The organism is Paraburkholderia dipogonis (assembly GCF_046027395.1).
Lineage (GTDB): Bacteria > Pseudomonadota > Gammaproteobacteria > Burkholderiales > Burkholderiaceae > Paraburkholderia > Paraburkholderia dipogonis_A.
This window is the reverse complement of the sequence record NZ_JAQQEG010000021.1, coordinates 108,005-129,565: the sequence shown is the minus strand read 5'-3', so window position 1 is coordinate 129,565 and position 21,561 is coordinate 108,005. Positions and strand designations below refer to the sequence as shown.

General features: G+C 63.0%; 22 protein-coding genes and 1 tRNA gene. 16 read left to right on the top strand and 7 right to left on the bottom strand.

Going from position 1 to position 21,561, the window contains the following annotated elements; all coding sequences use genetic code 11:
- Nucleotides 1–22: 22 nt before the first annotated feature.
- The 5 genes from purU to PQR32_RS22335 form a co-directional block, all read right to left on the bottom strand.
- On the bottom strand, nt 23–892 hold the full coding sequence (gene purU, locus PQR32_RS22355) for a formyltetrahydrofolate deformylase (protein ID WP_408231725.1): 870 nt from the start codon (nt 890–892) through the stop codon (nt 23–25).
- A gap of 100 nt (nt 893–992) precedes the next feature.
- A complete protein-coding gene (locus PQR32_RS22350; RefSeq protein WP_408231722.1) occupies nt 993–1,841 on the bottom strand; it encodes an NUDIX hydrolase in 849 nt (282 codons plus the stop codon).
- Between the two features lie 60 nt (nt 1,842–1,901).
- Nucleotides 1,902–2,516, bottom strand: a complete 615-nt coding sequence (locus tag PQR32_RS22345) for a LysE family translocator (protein ID WP_106302063.1) — start codon at nt 2,514–2,516, stop codon at nt 1,902–1,904.
- A gap of 55 nt (nt 2,517–2,571) precedes the next feature.
- On the bottom strand, nt 2,572–3,138 hold the full coding sequence (locus tag PQR32_RS22340; protein WP_168792510.1) for an adenine phosphoribosyltransferase: 567 nt from the start codon (nt 3,136–3,138) through the stop codon (nt 2,572–2,574).
- An 85-nt stretch (nt 3,139–3,223) separates the two neighbouring features.
- Nucleotides 3,224–5,227: a monovalent cation:proton antiporter family protein gene (locus PQR32_RS22335; RefSeq protein ID WP_408231718.1), complete on the bottom strand. Its 2,004-nt coding sequence runs from the start codon at nt 5,225–5,227 to the stop codon at nt 3,224–3,226.
- Between the two features lie 161 nt (nt 5,228–5,388).
- On the opposite strand from PQR32_RS22335, the gene kdsD reads away from it, so the two are divergent.
- The 11 genes from kdsD to PQR32_RS22280 all read left to right on the top strand — a co-directional run bounded on the left by kdsD (nt 5,389) and on the right by PQR32_RS22280 (nt 14,804).
- The gene (gene kdsD / locus PQR32_RS22330) at nt 5,389–6,372 is read left to right on the top strand and encodes an arabinose 5-phosphate isomerase KdsD (RefSeq protein WP_408231715.1); all 984 of its coding nucleotides are present in this window, start codon (nt 5,389–5,391) and stop codon (nt 6,370–6,372) included.
- Nucleotides 6,372–6,932 (top strand): KdsC family phosphatase, encoded by a 561-nt coding sequence (locus tag PQR32_RS22325; RefSeq protein ID WP_408231712.1) that lies wholly within the window; start codon nt 6,372–6,374, stop codon nt 6,930–6,932. Before kdsD ends, PQR32_RS22325 begins: the two co-directional genes overlap by 1 nt.
- A complete protein-coding gene (lptC, locus tag PQR32_RS22320) occupies nt 6,929–7,537 on the top strand; it encodes an LPS export ABC transporter periplasmic protein LptC (RefSeq protein ID WP_012431662.1) in 609 nt (202 codons plus the stop codon). Before PQR32_RS22325 ends, lptC begins: the two co-directional genes overlap by 4 nt.
- A gap of 20 nt (nt 7,538–7,557) precedes the next feature.
- Nucleotides 7,558–8,229 carry a lipopolysaccharide transport periplasmic protein LptA gene (gene lptA, locus PQR32_RS22315; protein WP_408231709.1) on the top strand — a complete coding sequence of 224 codons (672 nt, stop codon included), beginning with the start codon at nt 7,558–7,560 and terminating at the stop codon, nt 8,227–8,229.
- Nucleotides 8,226–9,011 (top strand): LPS export ABC transporter ATP-binding protein, encoded by a 786-nt coding sequence (gene lptB, locus PQR32_RS22310; protein ID WP_408231706.1) that lies wholly within the window; start codon nt 8,226–8,228, stop codon nt 9,009–9,011. The genes lptA and lptB overlap by 4 nt, the downstream gene beginning before the upstream one ends.
- 186 nt (nt 9,012–9,197) lie before the next feature.
- Complete coding sequence (locus tag PQR32_RS22305) at nt 9,198–10,712, top strand: RNA polymerase factor sigma-54 (RefSeq protein WP_408231703.1); 1,515 nt, start codon at nt 9,198–9,200, stop codon at nt 10,710–10,712.
- Nucleotides 10,713–10,882: 170 nt separating this feature from the next.
- The gene (gene hpf, locus PQR32_RS22300; protein WP_106282113.1) at nt 10,883–11,239 is read left to right on the top strand and encodes a ribosome hibernation-promoting factor, HPF/YfiA family; all 357 of its coding nucleotides are present in this window, start codon (nt 10,883–10,885) and stop codon (nt 11,237–11,239) included.
- 290 nt (nt 11,240–11,529) lie between these two features.
- Nucleotides 11,530–12,045: a PTS sugar transporter subunit IIA gene (locus PQR32_RS22295; protein WP_012431657.1), complete on the top strand. Its 516-nt coding sequence runs from the start codon at nt 11,530–11,532 to the stop codon at nt 12,043–12,045.
- Nucleotides 12,046–12,172: 127 nt separating this feature from the next.
- Complete coding sequence (gene hprK / locus PQR32_RS22290) at nt 12,173–13,141, top strand: HPr(Ser) kinase/phosphatase (protein ID WP_012431656.1); 969 nt, start codon at nt 12,173–12,175, stop codon at nt 13,139–13,141.
- 97 nt (nt 13,142–13,238) lie between these two features.
- Nucleotides 13,239–14,132, top strand: coding sequence for an RNase adapter RapZ (gene rapZ, locus PQR32_RS22285; RefSeq protein ID WP_408231700.1), 894 nt, complete (start codon nt 13,239–13,241; stop codon nt 14,130–14,132).
- A gap of 39 nt (nt 14,133–14,171) precedes the next feature.
- The gene (locus tag PQR32_RS22280; RefSeq protein WP_408231697.1) at nt 14,172–14,804 is read left to right on the top strand and encodes an LON peptidase substrate-binding domain-containing protein; all 633 of its coding nucleotides are present in this window, start codon (nt 14,172–14,174) and stop codon (nt 14,802–14,804) included.
- A 32-nt stretch (nt 14,805–14,836) separates the two neighbouring features.
- Here PQR32_RS22280 and mutY read toward each other — a convergent pair whose 3' ends face one another.
- Both mutY and mutM read right to left on the bottom strand, forming a co-directional pair.
- A complete protein-coding gene (mutY, locus tag PQR32_RS22275; protein ID WP_408231694.1) occupies nt 14,837–15,964 on the bottom strand; it encodes an A/G-specific adenine glycosylase in 1,128 nt (375 codons plus the stop codon).
- A 7-nt stretch (nt 15,965–15,971) separates the two neighbouring features.
- Nucleotides 15,972–16,802: a bifunctional DNA-formamidopyrimidine glycosylase/DNA-(apurinic or apyrimidinic site) lyase gene (gene mutM, locus PQR32_RS22270; RefSeq protein WP_012431652.1), complete on the bottom strand. Its 831-nt coding sequence runs from the start codon at nt 16,800–16,802 to the stop codon at nt 15,972–15,974.
- 87 nt (nt 16,803–16,889) lie between these two features.
- On the opposite strand from mutM, the gene PQR32_RS22265 reads away from it, so the two are divergent.
- The 5 genes from PQR32_RS22265 to PQR32_RS22245 all read left to right on the top strand — a co-directional run bounded on the left by PQR32_RS22265 (nt 16,890) and on the right by PQR32_RS22245 (nt 21,456).
- Nucleotides 16,890–18,731, top strand: coding sequence for a tetratricopeptide repeat protein (locus tag PQR32_RS22265; RefSeq protein ID WP_408231691.1), 1,842 nt, complete (start codon nt 16,890–16,892; stop codon nt 18,729–18,731).
- The gene (lolB, locus tag PQR32_RS22260; RefSeq protein WP_408231688.1) at nt 18,731–19,363 is read left to right on the top strand and encodes a lipoprotein insertase outer membrane protein LolB; all 633 of its coding nucleotides are present in this window, start codon (nt 18,731–18,733) and stop codon (nt 19,361–19,363) included. Before PQR32_RS22265 ends, lolB begins: the two co-directional genes overlap by 1 nt.
- Nucleotides 19,364–19,442: 79 nt before the next feature.
- Nucleotides 19,443–20,324 (top strand): 4-(cytidine 5'-diphospho)-2-C-methyl-D-erythritol kinase, encoded by an 882-nt coding sequence (gene ispE, locus PQR32_RS22255; protein ID WP_408231685.1) that lies wholly within the window; start codon nt 19,443–19,445, stop codon nt 20,322–20,324.
- Nucleotides 20,325–20,376: 52 nt separating this feature from the next.
- Nucleotides 20,377–20,453, top strand: a tRNA-Gln gene (locus PQR32_RS22250).
- A 46-nt stretch (nt 20,454–20,499) separates the two neighbouring features.
- A complete protein-coding gene (locus PQR32_RS22245; protein WP_012431648.1) occupies nt 20,500–21,456 on the top strand; it encodes a ribose-phosphate pyrophosphokinase in 957 nt (318 codons plus the stop codon).
- Nucleotides 21,457–21,561: the final 105 nt, after the last annotated feature.

Here is a 21,561-nt window from a genome sequence, read left to right as displayed (position 1 = left end):
GCAAGCCTGCTAGCACCGGCTCTTAACGAAATACCACCGTCTTGCTGCCGTTCAACACGACGCGATGCTCCACGTGCCACTTCACCGCACGCGCCAGCGTCACGCATTCGACGTCGCGGCCGATCGCCGTGAGCTGCTCCGGCGTCATGCTGTGGTCGACGCGCTCCACTTCCTGTTCGATGATCGGACCTTCGTCGAGATCCGTCGTCACGTAATGGGCGGTCGCGCCGATCAGCTTCACGCCACGGTCGAACGCCTGGTAATACGGCTTCGCGCCCTTGAAGCTCGGCAGGAACGAGTGGTGAATGTTGATCGCGCGGCCAGCCAGCGCTTCGCACAGCTTCGGCGACAGAATCTGCATGTAGCGCGCGAGCACCACCAGGTCGGCCTGATGTTCGTCGATCACTTCGAGCACGCGCGCTTCCTGCGCGGCCTTCGCGTCGGGCGTGGCGCCCAGCAGCGGGAAATGATGGAACGGAATGTCATAGCTGGCGGCGAGCTGGTAGAACTCCTTGTGGTTCGAGATGATCGCCGGAATCTCGATACCCAACTGGCCGGTGCGGTAGCGGAACAGCAGATCGTTCAGGCAATGGCCGATCTTCGACACCATGATCACCACGCGCGGCTTCACCGACGCATCGTGCAACTCCCAGCGCATGCCGAACTGCTCGGCGAGCGCCGAGAACGACGTGCGCAGCGCCTCCAGACCCGGATCGCCGCCCACCTGCTGGAAATGCACGCGCATGAAGAACTCGCCGGTGCGGCTGTCGCCGAACTGCGCGGAGTCGAGAATGTTGCTGCCACGCTCGAACAGAAAGCCCGACACGGCGTGAACGATGCCGGGCCGGTCGGCGCACGACAGTTTGAGGATAAAGCTGTGATCGGTCGACATGACCTGGGTGACTCCCTTCTTCAATGCGTGGTTTGTTCGGTGTGTCTGGTTCGGTGCAGCGTGTTTCGGCATGGTCGTTGCGCGCGCACCGATGCGGCGCTCAGGCAAATACCGGCGGCAGGAACAAGGCCTCGATGCCGGCGCACGCGTCCTCATCGATCCAGCGGCGGCGCAGCAGGCAATCCAGCGTGGCCAGGCTCGCATCGACGGTCATCGCGCCCGCCTCGATCCAGCGCGCCGCTTCGTCGATGCGCGCGAGCCGGTGTTCGCCCACTTCGCCGTCCTGATTGCGCGGCGCGAAATCGGCCGGCAGCGCGAGGTCGTAGATGAAAATCTGTTCGGCCTGCGTGCCTTCCGGCAACGATTGCAGCACATGCGCGGTGCGGCCCGCTACAGCGCGGGCGGCGATCTCTTCGGGAATGCCGGCTTCTTCCCAGCACTCCTTGATGATCGTCGCCTCGATGCCGAAACCCCAGCCGATCCCGCCTGCGACGACATTGTCGAGCATGCCCGGGTCGGTTGCCTTGGTGTCGCTGCGGCGCGCGATCCACAATTGCGGCGCGCCATCTGCGTATTCTACGACGCCGTTCAGATGCACCGCGTAGGTCATCGTGCCGAAGAAGCGCGACGCCGCGCGTTCGATATACGCGAGCGGCGGCGCATCGAACGCATTGCGGATCGCGTAGGTCTCGTTGCGCCAGCCCGGAATGCGGCCTTCGGCGGCGAGCGCGCCGATCACGGAACCGAGCGCGGCGCTGCGCAAATCGACGGTATTGAATGCGGGCGCCAGCGTCACGCGGGCGCGGTCGATGTCGAACACATCGGGCCAGCGCGCGAGCAGCGGCACATCGCTTGCGCGGATCCAGCCGACCTGTTCGGCGTCGATCCAGAACGGCACATGCGCCTGCACGTCGAAACGGCGCGCGGCGGTGATGCAAGGCAAAGTCATTTGAAGCTCCAAGCTGTTCGCGGCCTTTGTGGTTGATCGAGTAGTGCCTTATCGACCCAATCAATCACGCAACGCCACGCGAATCCCGATTGCGATGAACGTGGCACCGGCGAGGCGATCGAGCCACACGCCCACGCGCGGCCGGCGTTTCAGCCAACCGCCGATCATCCCCGCGCACACGCCGAACAGCGAGAACACCACCACCGTCTGCAACATGAACAGCACGCCGAGTTCGAGCATCTGCAGCGTGACGCTTTGCGCGCCGTGCGGCTGCACGAACTGCGGCAGGAACACGACGAAGAACAACGTCACCTTCGGATTCAGCAGATTGCCGAGCACGCTCTGGCGAAACACCGCCATCAACGGCTGCGGCGCGCGCTCGTGCGCCGTCGCGAGACCCTGGCTGCGCAGCGCCTTGATGCCGATCCAGATCAGATACGCGGCGCCGGCAAGTTTGATGACTTCAAAGGCCACCGGCGAAGAGCGCAGCAACGCGGCCACGCCGAGCGCGGCCAGCGTCGTATGAAACGTGATGCCGGCCGCAAAGCCGAGCGCCGCGACGAGTCCCGCCGCGCGGCCCTGCGAGATACCGCGCGCAAGCACTTGCAAATTGTCCGGGCCAGGCGCCATGGTGATAGCAATCGAGGTGGCGAGAAACAGCAGGAAGTTGGGCATCGTTCTTACCTTCTTGTGACCAGAAAGAAGTTCACAGCGGCTTGGCTGCGAGTGATCAGTGACCGTCGAATCCAGTCACCGTATACAGCGCGAGGCCGCCCTCGCGCAGCAGCTTCGAGCCGCCGAGTTCCGGCAGATCGATAATCGCCGCGCCTTCCACCACGACCGCGCCGAGGCGCTCGAGCAGAATCTTGCCGGCCATCATCGTGCCGCCGGTGGCGATCAGATCGTCGATGATCACGACGCGGTCGCCCGGCTTGCAGGCGTCCTCATGAATCTCGACGGTCGCGGTGCCGTATTCAAGCTCATACGATTGCGCGACCCGCTTGTAGGGCAGTTTGCCCGCCTTGCGGATCGGAATGAAGCCGAGGTTCAGCTCATACGCGAGAATCGGCCCGATGATGAAACCACGCGCGTCCAGCCCGGCAATGTAGTCGAGCTTGGCATCGATATAACGCTGCACGAACAGATCGATCAGCACGCGCAATGACTTCGGCTCCTGCAGGAGCGGCGTGATATCGCGAAACTGCACGCCCGGCTGCGGCCAGTCGGGCACCGTGCGAATGTGGCTTTTGATGTAATCGGCCGCATCGAGCGGCGCGCTCGCGAGCGCGTTGGACATGATGTCTCCGGATGGACCTCGACAGGTCCGATGAAAAACTAAACCAGCGCAGCCCGCAAGGCGCGCGCCTGGCCGGGCGCAGGCGTCAGGCCGCGGCGGCGCCCGCGCGCCGGTGCTTCGAGAGCCGTTCCTCGGCCTCCGCCAACTGTTCGGGCAGACCGCGCAGCACCACGATGTCGCTCGCGCGCAGCTTGGTGGACGGGTCCGGCTCGACGCCGCGGATCCCGTGCCGCCGAATCGCCGTCACTTCGACGCCCACGTCGAACAGACCGAGTTCCGCGAGCGTACGGCCCACCGCGTCCGCGTTTTCGTCGACCGGCACCGATTGTAGCCGCACCTGTTCGTGGCCGTCGTCGTCGTCCACGTCGTCGGCGCCGTGGAAATAGCCGCGCAGCAGCGCGTAGCGTTCATCGCGCATTTCCTCGACCCGGCGCACCACGCGCCGCATCGGCACGCCCATCACCACGAGCGTGTGCGAGGCGAGCATCAGACTGCCTTCGACGATTTCCGGAATCACCTCGGTCGCGCCCGCGGCCAGCAGCTTTTCCAGATCGGCGTCGTCGACGGTACGAACGATGACCGGCAGCGTAGGTTCCAGCTCGTGGATGTTGTGCAACACGCGCAATGCCGACGGCGTATTCGCATAAGTAATCGCAATCGTGGCCGCGCGATGGATACCGGCTGCGAGCAGCGACTCGCGCCGCCCGGCATCGCCGAACACGACCGACTCGCCCGCCGCCGCGGCCGCCGCGACACGGTCGGGATCCAGGTCGAGCGCGACGTACGACAAACCTTCGTGCTCCAGCATGCGCGCCAGATTCTGCCCGGCCCGGCCGTAGCCGCAAATGATCACGTGGCCGCTTTGCTTCAGGCTCTGTGTGGCGATGCGCGTCATCTGCAACGACTGCATCATCCATTCAGTCGACGACAGCCGCAGCACGATCCGGTCCGCGTTCTGGATCATGAACGGTGCGGCCAGCATCGACAGCAGCATGGCCGCGAGAATCGCCTGCAGCATGGTGGCGTCGACGAGATGCTTGTCGAGAATCAGATTCAGCAGCACGAAGCCGAACTCGCCCGCTTGCGCGAGGCCGATACCGGTGCGCATCGCGACGCCCGGCGACGCGCCGAACAGGCGCGAGAGGCCCGTCACCATGATCGCCTTCAGCAGGATCGGGCCGACCAGGAAACCGAGCACGATCAGCGGATGCTCCCAGATCACGCGCGGATTGAGCAGCATGCCGGTGGTGATGAAGAAGAGCCCGAGCAGCACGTCGCGAAACGGCTTGATGTCCTCTTCCACCTGATGCCGGTACGGCGTCTCCGCGATCAACATGCCGGCGATGAACGCGCCGAGCGCGAGCGACAAACCGAACTTGTCCGTGATGAACGCGCACCCGAGCGTCACCAGCAACAGATTGAGAATGAACAGTTCCTGCGAACGGCGGCGCGCCACTACGTTGAACCAGCGCGTCATGAAGCGCTGGCCCACGATCAATAGCAGCGACAGCGCCACGACGATCTTGATGGCCGCCACGCCGAGCGAGCTGACGAGATCTTCGGAGTTGCCGCCCAGCGCAGCGATGATGATGAGCAGCGGCACCACCGCCAGATCCTGAAACAGCAGCACGCCGAAGATATTGCGGCCATGCTCGGTCTCGATCTCGAGCCGCTCCGCCAGCATCTTGCTGACGATCGCCGTCGACGACATGGCGAGTGCGCCGCCCAGCGCCACGCTCGCTTGCCACCTGATGTGCACCCAGCGCTCCAGCACGAAGCCGAGCGAGACCGCCACCGCGATCGTGCCGATCACCTGCAACAGGCCGAGGCCGAACACGAGCCGGCGCATGGAGCGCAGCTTGGCGAGCGAAAACTCCAGCCCGATCGAAAACATCAGGAACACCACGCCGAACTCGGCGAGGTTCTGCGCGCCCGCCGAGTCGGGAATCAGACCGAACGCATGCGGACCGACGACGATGCCCACCGTCAGATAGCCGAGCATCGGCGGAAGATTCAGAAAACGAAACAGCACCACGCCCGCTACCGATGCCAGCAGCAGGAACAGCGTCATTTCGAGGGGGGAAATCATCGGCAAAAACGCATCGGCAAAGCGTCCTCGTTCGTCAGCGGAACCGCGCACGCAAAACGCCGCGCGACAAGGTTGAGGGGCCGGTAAAGGCAGCAATAAAGGCAGCGGCTTGGCACAGCAGGCCCGGCGCGGCGAACAGGCGCCTTTGCTATACTTCGCGAATGATAGCGAAAATCAATGGCGACCGGGCACTCGCGCTCGCTCGCGACGTGCTCGACATCGAAGCGGACGCCGTGCGCGCGCTTCGCGATCAACTCGACGATGGTTTCGTCGGGGCGGTCGACTTCATCCTGGGTTGCCGTGGGCGCGTGGTCGTTTCCGGCATCGGCAAATCCGGCCATGTGGCCCGCAAGCTCGCGGCCACGCTCGCCAGCACGGGCACGCCGGCGTTCTTCGTGCATCCCGCGGAAGCCAGTCATGGCGACCTCGGCATGGTCACCGCCGACGACGTGTTCCTCGCGCTGTCCAATTCCGGTGAAACCGAAGAACTCGTGGCGATCCTGCCGCTCATCAAGCGGCTCGGCGCGAAGCTGATCGCGATGACAGGCCGTCCGTCATCGAGTCTCGCACAACTGGCCGACGTGCACCTGAATTCCGGTGTGTCGAAAGAAGCCTGCCCGATGAATCTTGCGCCCACCGCCAGCACCACCGCCGCGCTCGCGCTCGGCGATGCTCTTGCAGTCGCGGTCCTCGACGCGCGTGGCTTCGGCCGCGACGACTTCGCGCGCTCGCATCCGGGCGGCGCGCTCGGCCGGCGCCTGCTCACTTATGTGCGTGACGTGATGCGCACCGGCGACCAGGTGCCGAAGGTCACGCCCGACGCCACCGTGCGCGACGCGCTGTTTCAATTGACCGCCAAGCGTATGGGCATGACTGCGATCGTCGATCAGGACGACCGCGTGACCGGCATCTTCACCGACGGCGACTTGCGCCGCGTGCTCGAACGCGACGGCGATTTCCGCGAACTGTCGATCGCCTCGGTCATGACCGCCGGCCCGCGCACCATCGGTCCGGATCAACTCGCGGTCGAAGCCGTGGAACTGATGGAGCGCCACCGCATCAATCAGATGCTGGTCGTCGACGAAGCAGGCAAGCTGATCGGCGCACTCAACATGCACGACCTGTTCTCGAAGAAGGTGATCTGATGGCCATCGCTCCTCCCACCGCGACCGAACGCGCAAGCCGCGTCAAGCTGATGATTTTCGACGTGGACGGCGTGTTGACCGACGGCGGTCTGCTATTCACGGCGGAAGGCGACACGATGAAGGGCTTCAACTCGATGGACGGCCACGGCATGAAGCTGCTGCGCCAGGCCGGCATCGAAACGGCGATCATCACCGGCCGCAAGTCGGGCATCGTGGCGGCGCGCGTGAAGGAACTGAATATCAGCCACGTCTATCAGGGCGTGCAGGACAAACCGCAGGCGTTCACCGACCTTTTGCAACAAACCGGTTTCAGTGCGGAAGAATGCGGCTACATGGGCGACGACTGGGTCGATCTCGGCGTGATGCTGAAGGTCGGCTTCGCAGCGGCGCCGGCCAATTCGCATCCAGAAGTGATTGCGCGTGCCCATTGGGTCAGCGAAGCACGCGGCGGCCACGGTGCGGCGCGCGAAGTCGTCGATACGCTGTTGCGCGCTCAGAACAAATACGACGCGCTGCTCGCGGCTGCCTGTAGCGGCGAACAGCGGGGCCTCGTCGGATGAACCAGTTTCGCCTGACGTCACTGATTCCGCTGGTCGCCATGGCCGCGCTCGCCGGTATCACGTGGTGGCTGCTGCAAGCCACCCTGCCCCGGCAGAACGAAGGCGTGGTGCGTCCCAAGGAACACACGCCGGACTACTTCGCCGACAACTTCTCGGTGTCCGAACTCGATCAGTCGGGCTCGACGCAATACCGGCTGACCGCCCAGTCGCTGATCCATTACGAAGACGACGAACTGAGCGACCTGGTCAAACCGGCCATGCGCGCATTCCAGCCGGGCAAGCCGATCGTCACCGCAACCGGCGATACCGGTAAGGTGAACGGCGACGCGTCCATCGTCGATCTGTACGACAACGCGCGCATCGTGCGGGCGCCCGGCTACGGAGATCCGCAGATGCAAGCGGATTCGCAGCATTTTAGGGTGCTGGTCAACGACGATGTGATCGAGACTGAAAAGCCGGTTAAACTTCAGCGCGGCATGTCGGTGATGACTGCCAGCGGCATGAACTACAACAACGTCACCCGGGTGATGCAGCTGTTCGGCAACGTGAAAGGCAACATCGCCCCGTCCGAAGCAGGCGGCAGCTCGCCCAAGCAACCCGGGTAATCCATTCCAGGCGTGACTGCATGAACGAATCGTTCCCCCGTTTTGATACCGGCCGCACGCGCACCCTGTCCGCGTGCCGCGCCGGACTCGCTGCGCTGATCGTCGCGTTGCCGCTCGCCGGCTTCGCGCCGCTCGCGCACGCGGATCGTGCCGACAAGGACAAGCCGCTGAACATCGAAGCGGACAACATGACTTACGACGACCTCAAGCAGGTCAACATCTTTACCGGCCATGTGGTCGCCACCAAAGGCACGATCGTGATCAAGGCCGACCGTGTCGAAGTGACGCAAGACCCGCAGGGCTATCAGTACGCCACCGGCACCTCGAGCGGCGGCAATCTGTCGTATTTCCGCCAGAAACGCGAAGGCCTCGACGAATACATCGAAGGCACGGCCATCCGGATCGACTACGACGGCAAGCAGGATCTGACCACGCTCACCACCAACGCCACCGTGAAGCGCCTGCAAGGCCTCTCCACGGTGATTGACCAGGTGCACGGCAGCGTCATTACGTATGACGGCCAGAACGACTTCTACACCGCGAAGGCAGGCAAGGACGTCGCCGGCCCGGGCAACCCGACTGGCCGCGTGCGCGCCATGCTGTCGCCGCGCAACGGCGGCGCCGCGCCGCTGAACGGCGCGTCGGCCACGCTCGCGCCGTCCACGACGATTCCCGGAGCGCCGAACCAGTGAGCACCTCAGCGTCCCTCCCCAATCGCAAGCCGGCCGGCACCAGCAGTTCGCTGGTGGTGCGCAACCTGAAGAAGCGTTACGGTTCGCGCACGGTCGTCAAAGACGTATCGCTCGACGTGAAAAGCGGCGAAGTGGTCGGTCTGCTCGGCCCCAACGGCGCGGGCAAGACCACCTCGTTCTATATGATCGTCGGCCTCGTGCCGCTCGACGCCGGTGAAATCGATCTGGACGGCAAGTCGATCAGCCTGCTGCCGATCCACAAGCGTGCTTCGCTCGGTTTGTCGTATCTGCCGCAGGAAGCTTCGGTGTTCCGCAAGCTCAGCGTCGAGGAAAACATTCGTGCGGTGCTGGAATTGCAGCACGAAGATAACGGCAAGCGGCTCAGCAAGGACACCATCACGAGCCGCACGGAAGCCTTGCTCGACGAACTGCAGATTGCGCACTTGCGCGAGAATCCGGCACTGTCGCTGTCGGGCGGCGAGCGCCGCCGGGTTGAAATCGCCCGGGCATTGGCCACCAATCCGAGCTTTATTCTGCTCGACGAACCGTTCGCCGGCGTCGACCCGATCGCCGTGCTGGAAATTCAGAAGATCGTTAAATTTCTGAAGCAGCGCAATATCGGCGTGCTGATCACCGACCACAACGTGCGTGAAACGCTCGGCATCTGCGATCACGCCTATATCATCAGCGACGGCAGCGTGCTGGCCGCCGGCGCGCCCAGCGACATCATCGAAAACGAAAGCGTGCGGCGCGTCTATCTGGGCGAGCACTTCCGCATGTAAGCGCATGAGGGATTCCCGGCAGTGCGAGCGCGCACCCGCCGGCCCCTATGCGGCAACCGCACACCCGGTTTTTTGACCTGGGCCGTCTCGCGCCCATCGCCGCCTAAAAACAGGCGCACGCGTAATTGCGAATGTCGCAAGGTATCGCGGTCGTGGCAAACTCTCTACAATGAATCTCAACTTGCCATGAAAGCCAGCCTCCAACTCCGCCTATCGCAGCATCTTGCGCTGACGCCGCAACTGCAGCAGTCCATCCGGCTGCTTCAGTTGTCTACGCTCGAATTGCAGCAGGAAGTCGCAATGGCGATCTCGCAGAATCCGCTCCTCGAAAACGAGGACGACTGGATCGCGAGCCCGTTGCGCGTGGCGGCCGACGGCTCGCTGATCGCGCAGGCGCCCAACTCTTCCGCGCCACCCGACCAGATGGGCGGCAATACGTCGTCCTCGTCCAGCAGCAGCGAGCGCGCCGAGAACGGCGAGCCGCAGGGCGTGGACGAATACAACGGGCTAGCCGGCGACGGTAACGGCGACGCGTCGCAATGGAATCTCGACGACTACGGCCGCTCCGGCAACGCCTCCGACGACGACGATCTGCCGCCGCTGCAAATCCACGAATCGAGCACCTCGCTGCGCGACCACCTGATGGCGCAATTGCGCGTCACCCAGGCGGGCCAGCGCGACCGGGCGCTGATCACCTTCCTGATCGAATCGCTCGACGACGACGGCTACCTGGCCGCCACGCTCGAAGAAGTGCTGGCCGATCTGCCCGAAGAGCTCGAAGTCGACCTCGACGAAATGAACGCCGCGCTTGCGCTGCTGCATAGCTTCGACCCGGCCGGGGTCGGCGCGCGCTCCGCGTCGGAATGTCTCAAGCTGCAATTGTTGCGGCTCGATGGATCGCCCACGCGCACGCTCGCGCTCGACATCGTCGCCCACCATCTGGAACTGCTCGCGGCGCGCGATTTCACGCGTCTGCGCAAGCATCTGAAGGCCAACGACGACGATCTGCGCGATGCGCATGTGCTGATCCGCTCGCTCGAGCCGTTTCCGGGCGCCGCCTACGGCAAGGCCGAAGCGGACTACGTCGTGCCGGACATCATGGTGCGCAAAACGGCACAGGGCTGGCAGGCCGAGCTGAATCCGGAAGTGGTGCCGAAGCTGCGTATTAACCATCTGTACGCGAATATTCTGCGCAATAACCGGGGCGATCCGGGCAGTGGTTCGTTGCGCCAGCAACTGCAGGAAGCGCGCTGGCTGATCAAAAATATCCAGCAGCGTTTCGAGACCATCCTCCGCGTGGCGCAGGCTATTGTCGAGCGTCAAAAGAGCTTTTTTGTGCATGGCGAAATTGCCATGCGCCCCTTGGTTTTGCGGGAAATTGCTGATACGCTGGGCCTACACGAGTCAACTGTCTCGCGTGTGACAACCGGTAAATACATGCTGACCCCATTCGGGACGCTTGAATTTAAGTACTTCTTCGGATCACACGTTTCGACTGACACGGGCGGCGCGGCGTCGTCAACGGCGATCCGCGCGCTCATCAAGCAACTGATAGGAGCGGAAAACCCGAAATCTCCTCTTTCAGACAGTCGCATAGCCGAACTGCTGGCGGAACAGGGCTTCGTGGTCGCACGGCGTACCGTTGCGAAGTATCGCGAAGCGCTCAAGATCCCGGCAGTCAACCTGCGCAAGTCTCTGTAGCCCGTCGCCTTCCGTGGCGGGCATTTACCGGCCGCTCCGCAGTTGGCGGACAGGCCGGCCGATGCGACCTGCCAGAAGTCAGTCACCGGGGGGCGACTCAGGCAAGCCGACAGATCGACCGGACCTTCGTCATCGTGCGGACCAAGCGGCCATTAGCTTGGAGAAGCACTATGAATCTGCAGATCAGTGGACACCACCTCGAAGTAACGCCTGCGTTGCGCGAATACGTGATCACCAAACTGGATAGGGTGCTAAGACATTTCGATCAGGTAATCGACGGCAGTGTGGTCCTCTCGGTCGACAACCACAAGGAAAAGGAAAAGCGTCAAAAGGTTGAAATCAACCTGCATCTCAAGGGCAAGGACATCTTTGTCGAGAGCTGTGACAGCGACCTGTACGCTGCGATCGATCTGATGATCGACAAGCTTGACCGGCAAGTCATCCGCCATAAGGACCGCCTGCAAGGCCATGCGCATGAGGCGATCAAGTATCAACCGGCGCCGCAACTAGATGTGCCGCCGCAATAGGGGAAATTAGAGGGTTTTCTTCGTTAGATCTTCGTTTTCTCTCACCAGCGAAACCGCCCGGAACCGGGCGGTTTTTTGTTTCCGGACACCGCTTCTCGCGCGGCGTCGCACCAGGTGCCGGCGCTTCAAAATGAACTCAATACGCATTGATGGCGCGCCGCACCATCCGTGGCTACCCTGTTCTATAATGTTCCGGTTACCATCGGGGTCAGGTAAGCTCAAGGGGAAGTCGGTCGGCCGGAGTCCTGCGCTTTCGGACTCCAACGCACGTCGCCGTGAGCATCAAACGAATGGAACGCCACTCAAACGCCCCAGCGAGGAGAACCCAGGCCACGTTTTCGCCTGTCAACATGAATCGTTTAGCCAAATTTCTTCCCCTCGAGAACGTCGTCGTCGGACTATCGGTCACCAGCAAGAAACGCGTGTTCGAGCAAGCGGGCCTGATCTTCGAGAACCAGAACGGCATCGCCCGTAGCACGGTCACTGACAATCTGTTCGCGCGCGAGCGCCTCGGATCGACTGGCCTTGGTGAAGGCGTGGCGATTCCGCATGGCCGGATCAAAGGCTTGAAGCAGCCGCTCGCCGCGTTCGTCCGTCTTGCCGAACCCATCCCCTTCGAATCGCCCGACGGTCAGCCGGTCTCGCTGCTTATCTTCCTGCTCGTGCCCGAACAGGCCACTCAACAGCACCTCGAAATCCTTTCGGAAATCGCCCAGTTGCTGTCCGATCGCGAAGCCCGCGAGCGCCTGCACACGGAAGAAGACCGCGAATCATTGCATCGCCTGCTCACTCAGTGGCAACCTTGATGTATCGGCGGTTATCCGCACGCCGGTGATCCGCCCGCGTGCGGATACCGTCTGACAAGGTAAGCGGCCCGCGCTAGCGCGGCCGTTGCTTTGTCCGGCAAGCGGCCCACACTGGAGTCACTGACTCATGGATACGTCCAGCATCAACGCCCAAAGCATTTTCGACGATAACGCCGCCATGCTGAAGCTCAGCTGGCTGACGGGGCATGAAGGCTGGGAGCGCGGCTTTTCTTCGGAATCGGTCGCCAATGCCACGTCGAGCGCCGACCTCGTCGGTCACTTGAACCTGATCCACCCGAACCGGATCCAGGTGCTCGGCGACGCCGAAATCGACTACTACAAACGCCAAACCGACGAAGACCGCTCGCGCCACATGGCCGAGCTGATCGCGTTGGAACCGCCGTTTCTGGTGGTGGCGGGCGGCGTCGCCGCGCCGCCGGAACTGGTCCTGCGCTGCACGCGCTCGTCCACGCCGCTATTCACCACGCCGATGTCCGCGGCCGCGGTGATCGACAGCCTGCGTCTCTACATGTCGCGCATTCTCGCGCCGCGCGCCACGCTGCACGGCGTGTTTCTCGACATCCTCGGCATGGGCGTGCTGCTCACCGGCGACTCGGGTCTCGGCAAGAGCGAACTCGGGCTGGAACTGATCAGCCGCGGCCACGGCCTCGTGGCCGACGACGCGGTGGACTTCGTGCGCCTCGGTCCCGACTTCGTCGAAGGGCGTTGTCCGCCGCTGCTGCAAAATCTGCTGGAAGTGCGCGGCTTGGGCCTGCTCGATATCAAGACGATTTTCGGCGAAACCGCGGTACGCCGGAAAATGAAACTCAAGCTGATCGTGCAGCTGGTCCGCCGTCCTGATGGCGAATTCCAGCGGCTGCCGCTGGAAAGCCAGACCGTCGACGTGCTCGGCCTGCCGATCAGCAAAGTCACGATTCAGGTGGCTGCCGGGCGAAATCTCGCCGTGCTGGTCGAAGCCGCCGTGCGCAATACGATCCTGCAACTGCGTGGCATCGACACGCTACGCGACTTCATGGATCGCCAGCGTCTGGCGATGCAAGACCCCGACAGCCAGTTTCCCGGCAAACTGATCTGAGTCCGCAAAACCATGCCGCGCCCGCAGCCAACGGCAGGCCGCGGGTACACGCACGGGGACCAGATGCTATGATGAACTGTACGGTTTTGACGACTCCATGCGCATAATCCTGATCACCGGTATATCCGGCTCCGGCAAATCAGTTGCCCTGAACGCGCTTGAAGACGCAGGCTACTACTGCGTCGACAACCTGCCGCCGCGCTTCCTGCCGCAACTGGCTTCCTACCTCGCCGAGGACGGGCAAGACCGCCTCGCGGTCGCGATCGACGCGCGTTCGAGCGCCTCGCTCGACGAAATGCCCGCGATGATCCGCGACCTGTCGCGTGCCCACGACGTGCGTGTCCTGTTCCTCAACGCAAGCACGCAGTCGCTGATTCAACGCTTCTCCGAAACGCGCCGCCGCCATCCGCTGTCCGGTTCCACCTCTCACGACGCCGACGTCGGCTTGCTCACGTCGCTCGCCGAAGCGATCGAACGCGAACGTGAACTCGTGGCGGGGCTGGCCGAATTCGGCCATCAGATCGACACCAGCAATCTGCGCGCGAACGTGCTGCGCGCGTGGGTCAAGCGCTTCATCGAGCAGAAAGATTCGGGGCTCGTGCTGATGTTCGAGTCGTTCGGTTTCAAGCGCGGTGTGCCGCTCGACGCCGATTTCGTGTTCGATGTCCGCACCTTGCCGAACCCGTACTACGATCATGAATTGCGGCCGCTCACGGGCCTCGACAAACCGGTGATCGATTTTCTCGATGCCTTGCCGGTCGTGCATGAAATGATCGACGACATCGAAAAATTTCTCGCCAAGTGGCTCCCGCATTTCCGCGACGACAACCGCAGTTATCTGACCGTCGCGATCGGTTGCACGGGTGGCCAGCACCGTTCGGTGTTCATTGCGGAGACGCTCGCCGCGCGTCTCGCATCGTCGGCGAATGTCATTGTGCGGCACCGCGATGCGCCGGTCGAAGCCGGCGAATCATCGAAGTTAGTGGCTTAACCGGCCGCATCGCGCGGCCTCAACTCGAAGCGTTGCGCCATGTCTTCTTCTACTGTGCTTGCCGATGTGCCGCTGTTTCCGCTGCATACGGTGCTGTTTCCCGACGGACTGCTGCCGCTGAAGATTTTCGAAGCGCGCTACCTCGACATGGCCCGCGACTGTCTGCGTGAGAAAACGCCGTTCGGCGTGTGCCTGCTGAAGAGTGGCGCGGAGGTGGCGCGCGCAGAAGAGCCTTCGGTGCCCGAAGCAATCGGCTGTCTCGCCGAAATCGACGAGTGCGATGTCGAAGCCTTCGGCATGCTGCTGATTCGCGCACGCGGCACGCGGCGTTTTCGCCTGCTGTCACATCGGGTCGAGTCGAGTGGTTTGCTGGTCGGCATGGCGGAACCGCTCGGCGAAGACATGCCGCTCGAAGGCAACGACCAACTGGCCAAATTCGGCGCATGCTCGGAGGTGCTCGAACGGATCATCGCGACGATCCGCGAACGGGATCCGGAAAGCTTGCCGTTCGCGGAACCGTTCAGGCTCGAAGATCCGTCATGGGTGTCGAACCGTCTAGCGGAAGTGCTGCCGATTGCGCTGCGTGCTCGCCAGAAGCTGATGGAATTGCAGGACGCCGGCGCGCGAATCGACGTGGTTCATCACTACATGCAGCAGCATCAACTGCTGTGACGATGACGGCGGCCGCGCCCCGGCCGGATTGATCAGATCAGCGAGCCCTGCAAACCGTCCAGCAGTTTGCGCACCGGCGCGGGCACACCGAACGAATCGAGATCGCTGAGCGCGACCCATGCGGTGTCGGCGTCGCCCAGCGCGGCTAAGGCGCCCACGCCACGATCCAGTTCCGCGAGCCGCGGCTCTATGTCCAGCTTGAAATGCGTGAACACATGCGTGAGCGGTGCAAGCGGCGAGACCGCACCGTCGCCACCGAAGGCGCGCGCACGCTCGGCGAGCGCGGCTTCGTCGGCGGCTTCGGGCAGGCTCCACAAGCCGCCCCAGATACCGGACGGCGGGCGCTTCTCCAGCATCACCGCATTGCCGTCGCGTAGCACCAGCATCCAGGTGCGGCGCGTCGGCACGGTCTTCTTCGGACGCGCCGTGGGCAGTACGCGCTGACGTCCCGTCACGTTGGCGACGCAGTCGGCGGCGAACGGGCAGCGCAGGCAGTCGGGCTTGCCACGCACGCACAGCGTTGCGCCGAGATCCATCAAGCCTTGCGTGTAAGCGCTGACGTCGGCGTCCGATGCGTTCGACGGGAGCAGTGACTCCGCCAGCGTCCACATCGCGTTTTCGACCTTCTTTTCGCCCGGGAAACCTTCGACGCCGAACACGCGCGCGAGCACGCGCTTCACGTTGCCGTCGAGAATCGTCGCGCGCGCGCCGAACGCGAACGACGCGATCGCCGCCGCCGTCGACCGGCCGATGCCCGGCAATTCCGCCAGTTCCTCGACCGATGCCGGAAACGCGCCGCCATGCTGCTCGACCACGACTTGCGCGCAGCGATGCAGATTGCGAGCACGGGTGTAATAGCCAAGGCCGGCCCACAACGCCATCACGTCGTCGGACGGTGCGGCGGCGAGCGCGGCAACGGTCGGAAAACGCGCGAGAAATTTCGCGTAGTACGGAATCACCGTCGACACCTGCGTCTGCTGCAGCATGATTTCCGACAACCAGATGCGATACGGATCACGCGTGTTCTGCCACGGCAAATCATGCCGGCCATGCTGACGCTGCCACGCGATCAGACGTGTGGAAAAATCAGACATGACCGAAAAAGCAGGCGCCTGAGGCGCGGCGGACGAGGTTGAACGCGGAGTTAAGCGAGAAGGCATTGACGATTTAGCGCTGACAGGTGGGACAGAAATACGTTGAACGCTGCCCCTGCACGATCTGTTTGATCGGCGTTCCACACACGCGGCATGGCAGCCCGGCGCGATCATAGACGAAATAGTCGAGCTGGAAGTAACCGCTTTCGCCATTGCTGCCGACGAAATCGCGCAGCGTGCTGCCGCCCTTCTCGATGGCGGCGGCGAGCGTCACGCGCACGGCGTCCGCCAGCAGTTCGTAGCGCACGAGCGAGACGCGCCCCGCCGCGGTAGTCGGCCGGATGCCGGCGCGAAACAGGCTCTCCGATGCGTAGATATTGCCCACACCGACCACGATTTCACCGGCCAGCAGCGCCTGCTTCACCGAGACCTTGCGCCCGCGAGTGAGCCGGTGCATCAGCGCGCCCGAGAACGCCGGCGAAAACGGTTCGACGCCGAGGCTGGCGAGCAAGGGATGCTCGAGCACGTCGCCGGCTTCGCGCGGGTGCCACAGCACCGCGCCGAAGCGCCGCGGATCGCGATAGCGCAAAATGAACTCGTCGAAAATCCAGTCGATGTGATCGTGTTTCGCCGCGGCCGGCGGATGCGGCACGTGGCGCAGCACCCGCAGCGTCCCAGTCATGCCAAGATGCACGATGAACCAGCCCGCGTCGATCTCGAACAACAGGTACTTGCCGCGCCGCTCGACCTTGCGCACGACGTGGCCGCGCAAGGTTTTCGCAAGGTCGGCCGGAATCGGCCAGCGCAATGCGGGCGTACGCACATCCACGCGCTCAACCTTGCGCCCGGACACATACGGTTCGATTCCCCGTCGGGTAACCTCAACTTCTGGCAACTCTGGCATGTCTAACTGGTCTGCAACTTGCGTGAGTGGTTGTGCGCGTATTGTAGCGAGCGCGTTACAATCGTCCGAAACATTGAACGGATTTCCATGAACTTGTCCTTCGTGAAGCTGTTTTTGAAGCGCCCGGCTAGCGCATTCCGCGTACCGCACGCCGTGTCCGCTCGCCGGATGCTCGGTGCGGCGGCGCTCGCAGTCTGGGCGCTGGCTGCCGTGCCCGCGCACGCGCAGGACCCCTCGCCGGACTCGGATGACACCTCGGTCACCCTGCCGGACCCGCTCGGCCCGGCATCGGCGGAAGACCAGAAGTCCCTGCCTGGCGTGCCGCTAACAAGCCAGATCGTATTCCAGGTGCTCGCCGCCGAAGTCGCGCTGCAGCGCGACCAGCCGGCGCCCGCCTATCAGACCTACCTCGCGCTCGCGCGCGACACGCACGATCCCCGCATGGCGCAGCGCGCCACGGAGATCGCGCTGGCCGCGCAGAGCCCGTCGGACGCTTTGGCCGCCGCACAATTGTGGCAGCAGTATGCGCCGAACTCGGAGCGCGCCGCGCAACTCGACGCATCGCTGCTCGTGCTGTCCGGCAAACCTGACGACGCAGCGCCGATCCTCGCGCGCGAACTCGCACGGGTGCCTGCCGACAATCGCGGCAGCGCGATTCTGGCGCTGCAATTGCTGCTCTCGCGCGGCCCGAACCGGATTGGCGGCCTGCATGTGCTGCAGGATCTGCTCAAGAACGACATGAACCGGCCCGAAGCGCAACTAGCCATCGCACGCCAGCAGCTCGTGTCGGACGACGCGCCGGGCGCGCGCAAGTCGCTCGAACAGGCGCTCACGCTCAAGCCCGACTATTTGCCGGCAGCGCTGATGCTGTCGCAAATGGGCCCGGAGGAGCGCAAGGAAGGCATCGCATCGCTCGAAAAGTACGTGCAGCAGAATCCGAAATCGCACGACGCGCGTCTCGCGCTCGCGCAGATGTATCTCGCGAGCGACCGTCTGGACGACGCGCAAAAGCAGTTCGAGATCATGCACAAGAACAACGCGAACGAGCTGACGCCGCTCATGGCGCTCGCGCTGATCAAGATCCAGCAGAAGAATTTCACCGACGCGCAGACCTACCTGACCCAGTACGCCCAGCAAGCCGAAAAAACGCCGGGCGCCGATCCGGGCCAGGCGTATATCTACCTTGCGCAGTTGTCGCTCGAACAGAAGAACGAAGCGGCCGCGAGCGATTGGCTGAACAAGATCTCGCCGTCGAGCCAGCAATATGTGCCGGCGCAGATCACGCGCGCGCAATTGCTCGCCAAGCAGGGCAAGACCGACGACGCGCGCAAGCTGCTGGCTAACCTGCCGGCGCCGGACCCGCGCGACCAGGCGCTGATCGCCCGCACCGACGCGGCGATCCTGTTCGACGCGAAGCGCTATCCGGAGGCGGAAACACGCCTGCAGCAAGCCACGGCGCAATTCCCCGACGACCCCGATCTGACTTACGACTACGCAATGTCCGCCGAAAAAACCGGCCATTACGACGTCATGGAAGCGCAGTTGCGCAAGCTGATCCAGACGCAGCCCGACAATCCGCAAGCTTATAACGCGCTCGGCTATTCGCTGGCAGATCGCAATCAGCGTTTGGCCGAAGCGGATAAGCTGGTCGAGAAGGCATCCTCGCTGGCGCCGAACGACGCGTTCATCCTGGACAGCGTCGGCTGGGTCAAATACCGGATGGGCGATACGTCGGACGCGATCAAGCTGCTGCGCAAAGCGTACGACATGCAGCCGAACGCCGAAATCGGCGCGCACCTCGGCGAAGTGCTGTGGAAAACCGGCAATCAGGATCAGGCCCGCGCCGCTTTCCGCGATGCGCGCAAGCTCGAACCGGACAACGACACGCTTGTCAAAACGCTCCAACGTCTTCAGGTAAACGATCTTTGATGCGTCTTTCCCGTCTGATTTCCTTTTGCCGGGCGCCGCGTGGCGCGGCGCTCGGTTTCGCTGCGGCAGCGGTCGTCGCCTTGGCCGGTTGTGCATCGGTGAAACCACAAGGGCCGTCCACGTCGAATGCCGCAACCTCTGTCACCGCGCAGACGAGCCGTGCTTACCAAGGCCGTTTCGCGGTCCAGTACAACGATCAGAATGGCCAGCAGCGCAATGCGTATGGCAACTTCACGTGGCAGGAAACCGGCGACACCGTGACCCTGCAGTTGCGCAATCCGCTCGGCCAGACGCTGGCGGTCGTGACGTCGTCGCCGGCTTCGGCAACGCTGGAGTTGCCGAATCGCCAGCCGCTCACCGCGGATAACGTCTCCACGCTGATGCAAAATGCGCTCGGCTTCGCGCTGCCGGTCGAAGGGCTGCGCTATTGGCTGCAACCGTCGCCGGCGCCCACTTCGCGCGCCAAGACCGAGAAGGATCCAGAGCAACCGTCGCGGCTCAAGCAGATCACGCAGGACGGCTGGACGATCGACTATCTGGCTTATGCCGACGCGCCGGCCACCGGCGTGAAGCGCATCAACCTGACCCGCTCGGATCCACCGCTCGACATCAAGCTCGTGCTGGATCAGTAACCCGCGCCGCTTCACGCACTGTTTCGCGCGCGACCTCGCCCGCTTCTTCGGCGCCATCTGGCGCATGTAGCCTCGACTCATGATTGAAACGACCGATTCGCTGCGCGACTGCCTCGCGCCAGCGAAACTCAACCTCTTCCTGCATATCACCGGCCGCCGGCCGGATGGATATCACACGCTGCAAACGGTCTTCCAGTTGCTCGACTGGGGTGACACGCTGCACTTCACGCGACGCGACGACGGACTCATCACGCGCAGCACCGAGATCGCCGACGTAGCGCCCGAACACGATCTGACCGTGCGCGCCGCGACGCTGCTCAAAACGCATACGGGCTCGCCTGAAGGCGTCGATATCGAAATCGACAAGCGTTTGCCGATGGGCGCGGGCCTTGGCGGCGGCAGCTCTGATGCAGCGACGACACTGCTCGCGCTGAACCGTCTGTGGAAGCTCAACTTGCCGCGGCTCGAATTGCAGGCGCTGGCGTTGAAACTCGGCGCGGATGTGCCATTTTTTGTGTTTGGAAAAAATGCGTTCGCCCAGGGTGTCGGCGAAGCATTAGACGTTGTACAATTGCCGCCGCGCCATTTCCTGGTAGTGACGCCGAGGGTTCATGTTCCGACTGCAGCGATTTTTTCTGAAAAAGCGTTGACAAGAGATTCAAAACCCCTCACAATTACGGACTTTCCTGCAGAACTTAGCTGCAACACTGAATGGCCAGAAAGTTTCGGCCGGAATGACATGCAGCAGGTTGTCGTCGGAAAGTACGCGGAAGTAGCGCAAGTGTTGCGATGGTTTGAAAACGTCGCGCCAGCGCGGATGTCTGGATCAGGTGCAAGCGTTTTTGCAGCGTTCCGTAGTAAAGCTGAAGCAGAAGCGGTGCAAGCCAAACTGCCAGCCGAATGGAACAGCGCAGTGGCCGCAAGTCTCGATCAGCATCCACTCTTTACTTTCGCGTCATAAGTTTTGCATCGTCGAACGAAACTCCACGTTCGGCGGAGCTCAGAGTTAGTGTAGGGGAGTCGCCAAGCTGGTTAAGGCACCGGATTTTGATTCCGGCATGCAAAGGTTCGAATCCTTTCTCCCCTGCCAAAATTTCTCGCATTTCCCTCGCCCCCCAGCCTGAAGTAGGTGCACGATGAGCAGCCATGACGGCCTGATGGTTTTTACTGGCAACGCAAATCCCGCGCTTGCACAGGAAGTCGTCAAAATCCTCGGTATTCCCCTCGGCAAAGCAATGGTTAGCCGTTTCTCGGACGGTGAAATCCAGGTCGAGATTCAGGAAAACGTGCGTGGCAAGGATGTCTTCGTCCTGCAGTCCACGTGCGCACCGGCGAACGACAATCTGATGGAACTGATGATCATGGTCGATGCGCTCAAGCGCGCATCCGCCGGCCGGATCACCGCAGCCATCCCCTACTTCGGTTATGCCCGTCAAGATCGTCGCCCGCGTTCCGCGCGCGTTGCCATCTCGGCGAAGATCGTGGCGAACATGCTGGAAATCGCCGGCGTCGAGCGGATCATTACGATGGATCTGCACGCCGACCAGATTCAAGGCTTCTTCGACATCCCGGTCGACAACATCTACGCTACGCCCGTGCTGCTCGGCGATCTGCGCAAGCAGAATTACGAGAACCTGCTGGTCGTTTCGCCGGACGTCGGCGGCGTGGTGCGCGCCAGGGCATTGGCCAAGCAACTGAATTGTGATCTCGCGATCATCGACAAACGCCGCCCGAAGGCGAACGTTGCCGAAGTGATGAACATCATCGGTGAAGTCGAAGGCCGTACCTGCGTGATCATGGACGACATGGTCGACACCGCCGGTACGCTTTGCAAGGCGGCTCAGGTTCTGAAGGAACGCGGCGCGAAGCAGGTGTTCGCTTACGCCACGCACCCGGTTCTGTCGGGTGGTGCAGGCGAGCGTATCGCCGCTTCCGCACTCGATGCACTCGTTGTCACGGACACGATCCCGCTCGGTGACGAAGCCCGCTCGTGCGCGAAGATCCGTTCGTTGACCAGCGCCGGCCTGCTTGCCGAAACGTTCTCGCGGATTCGCCGCGGCGATTCGGTGATGTCGCTGTTCGCTGAAAGTTAAGTATTTGCGAAGGCGCAGCGCGCCGCTTCACGCGGCACACTGCGCTTTTGCACAATCGGCATGAACGAACGAAGGTTCGTGCCGCAGCTCTGGGGCCTCAGCCAT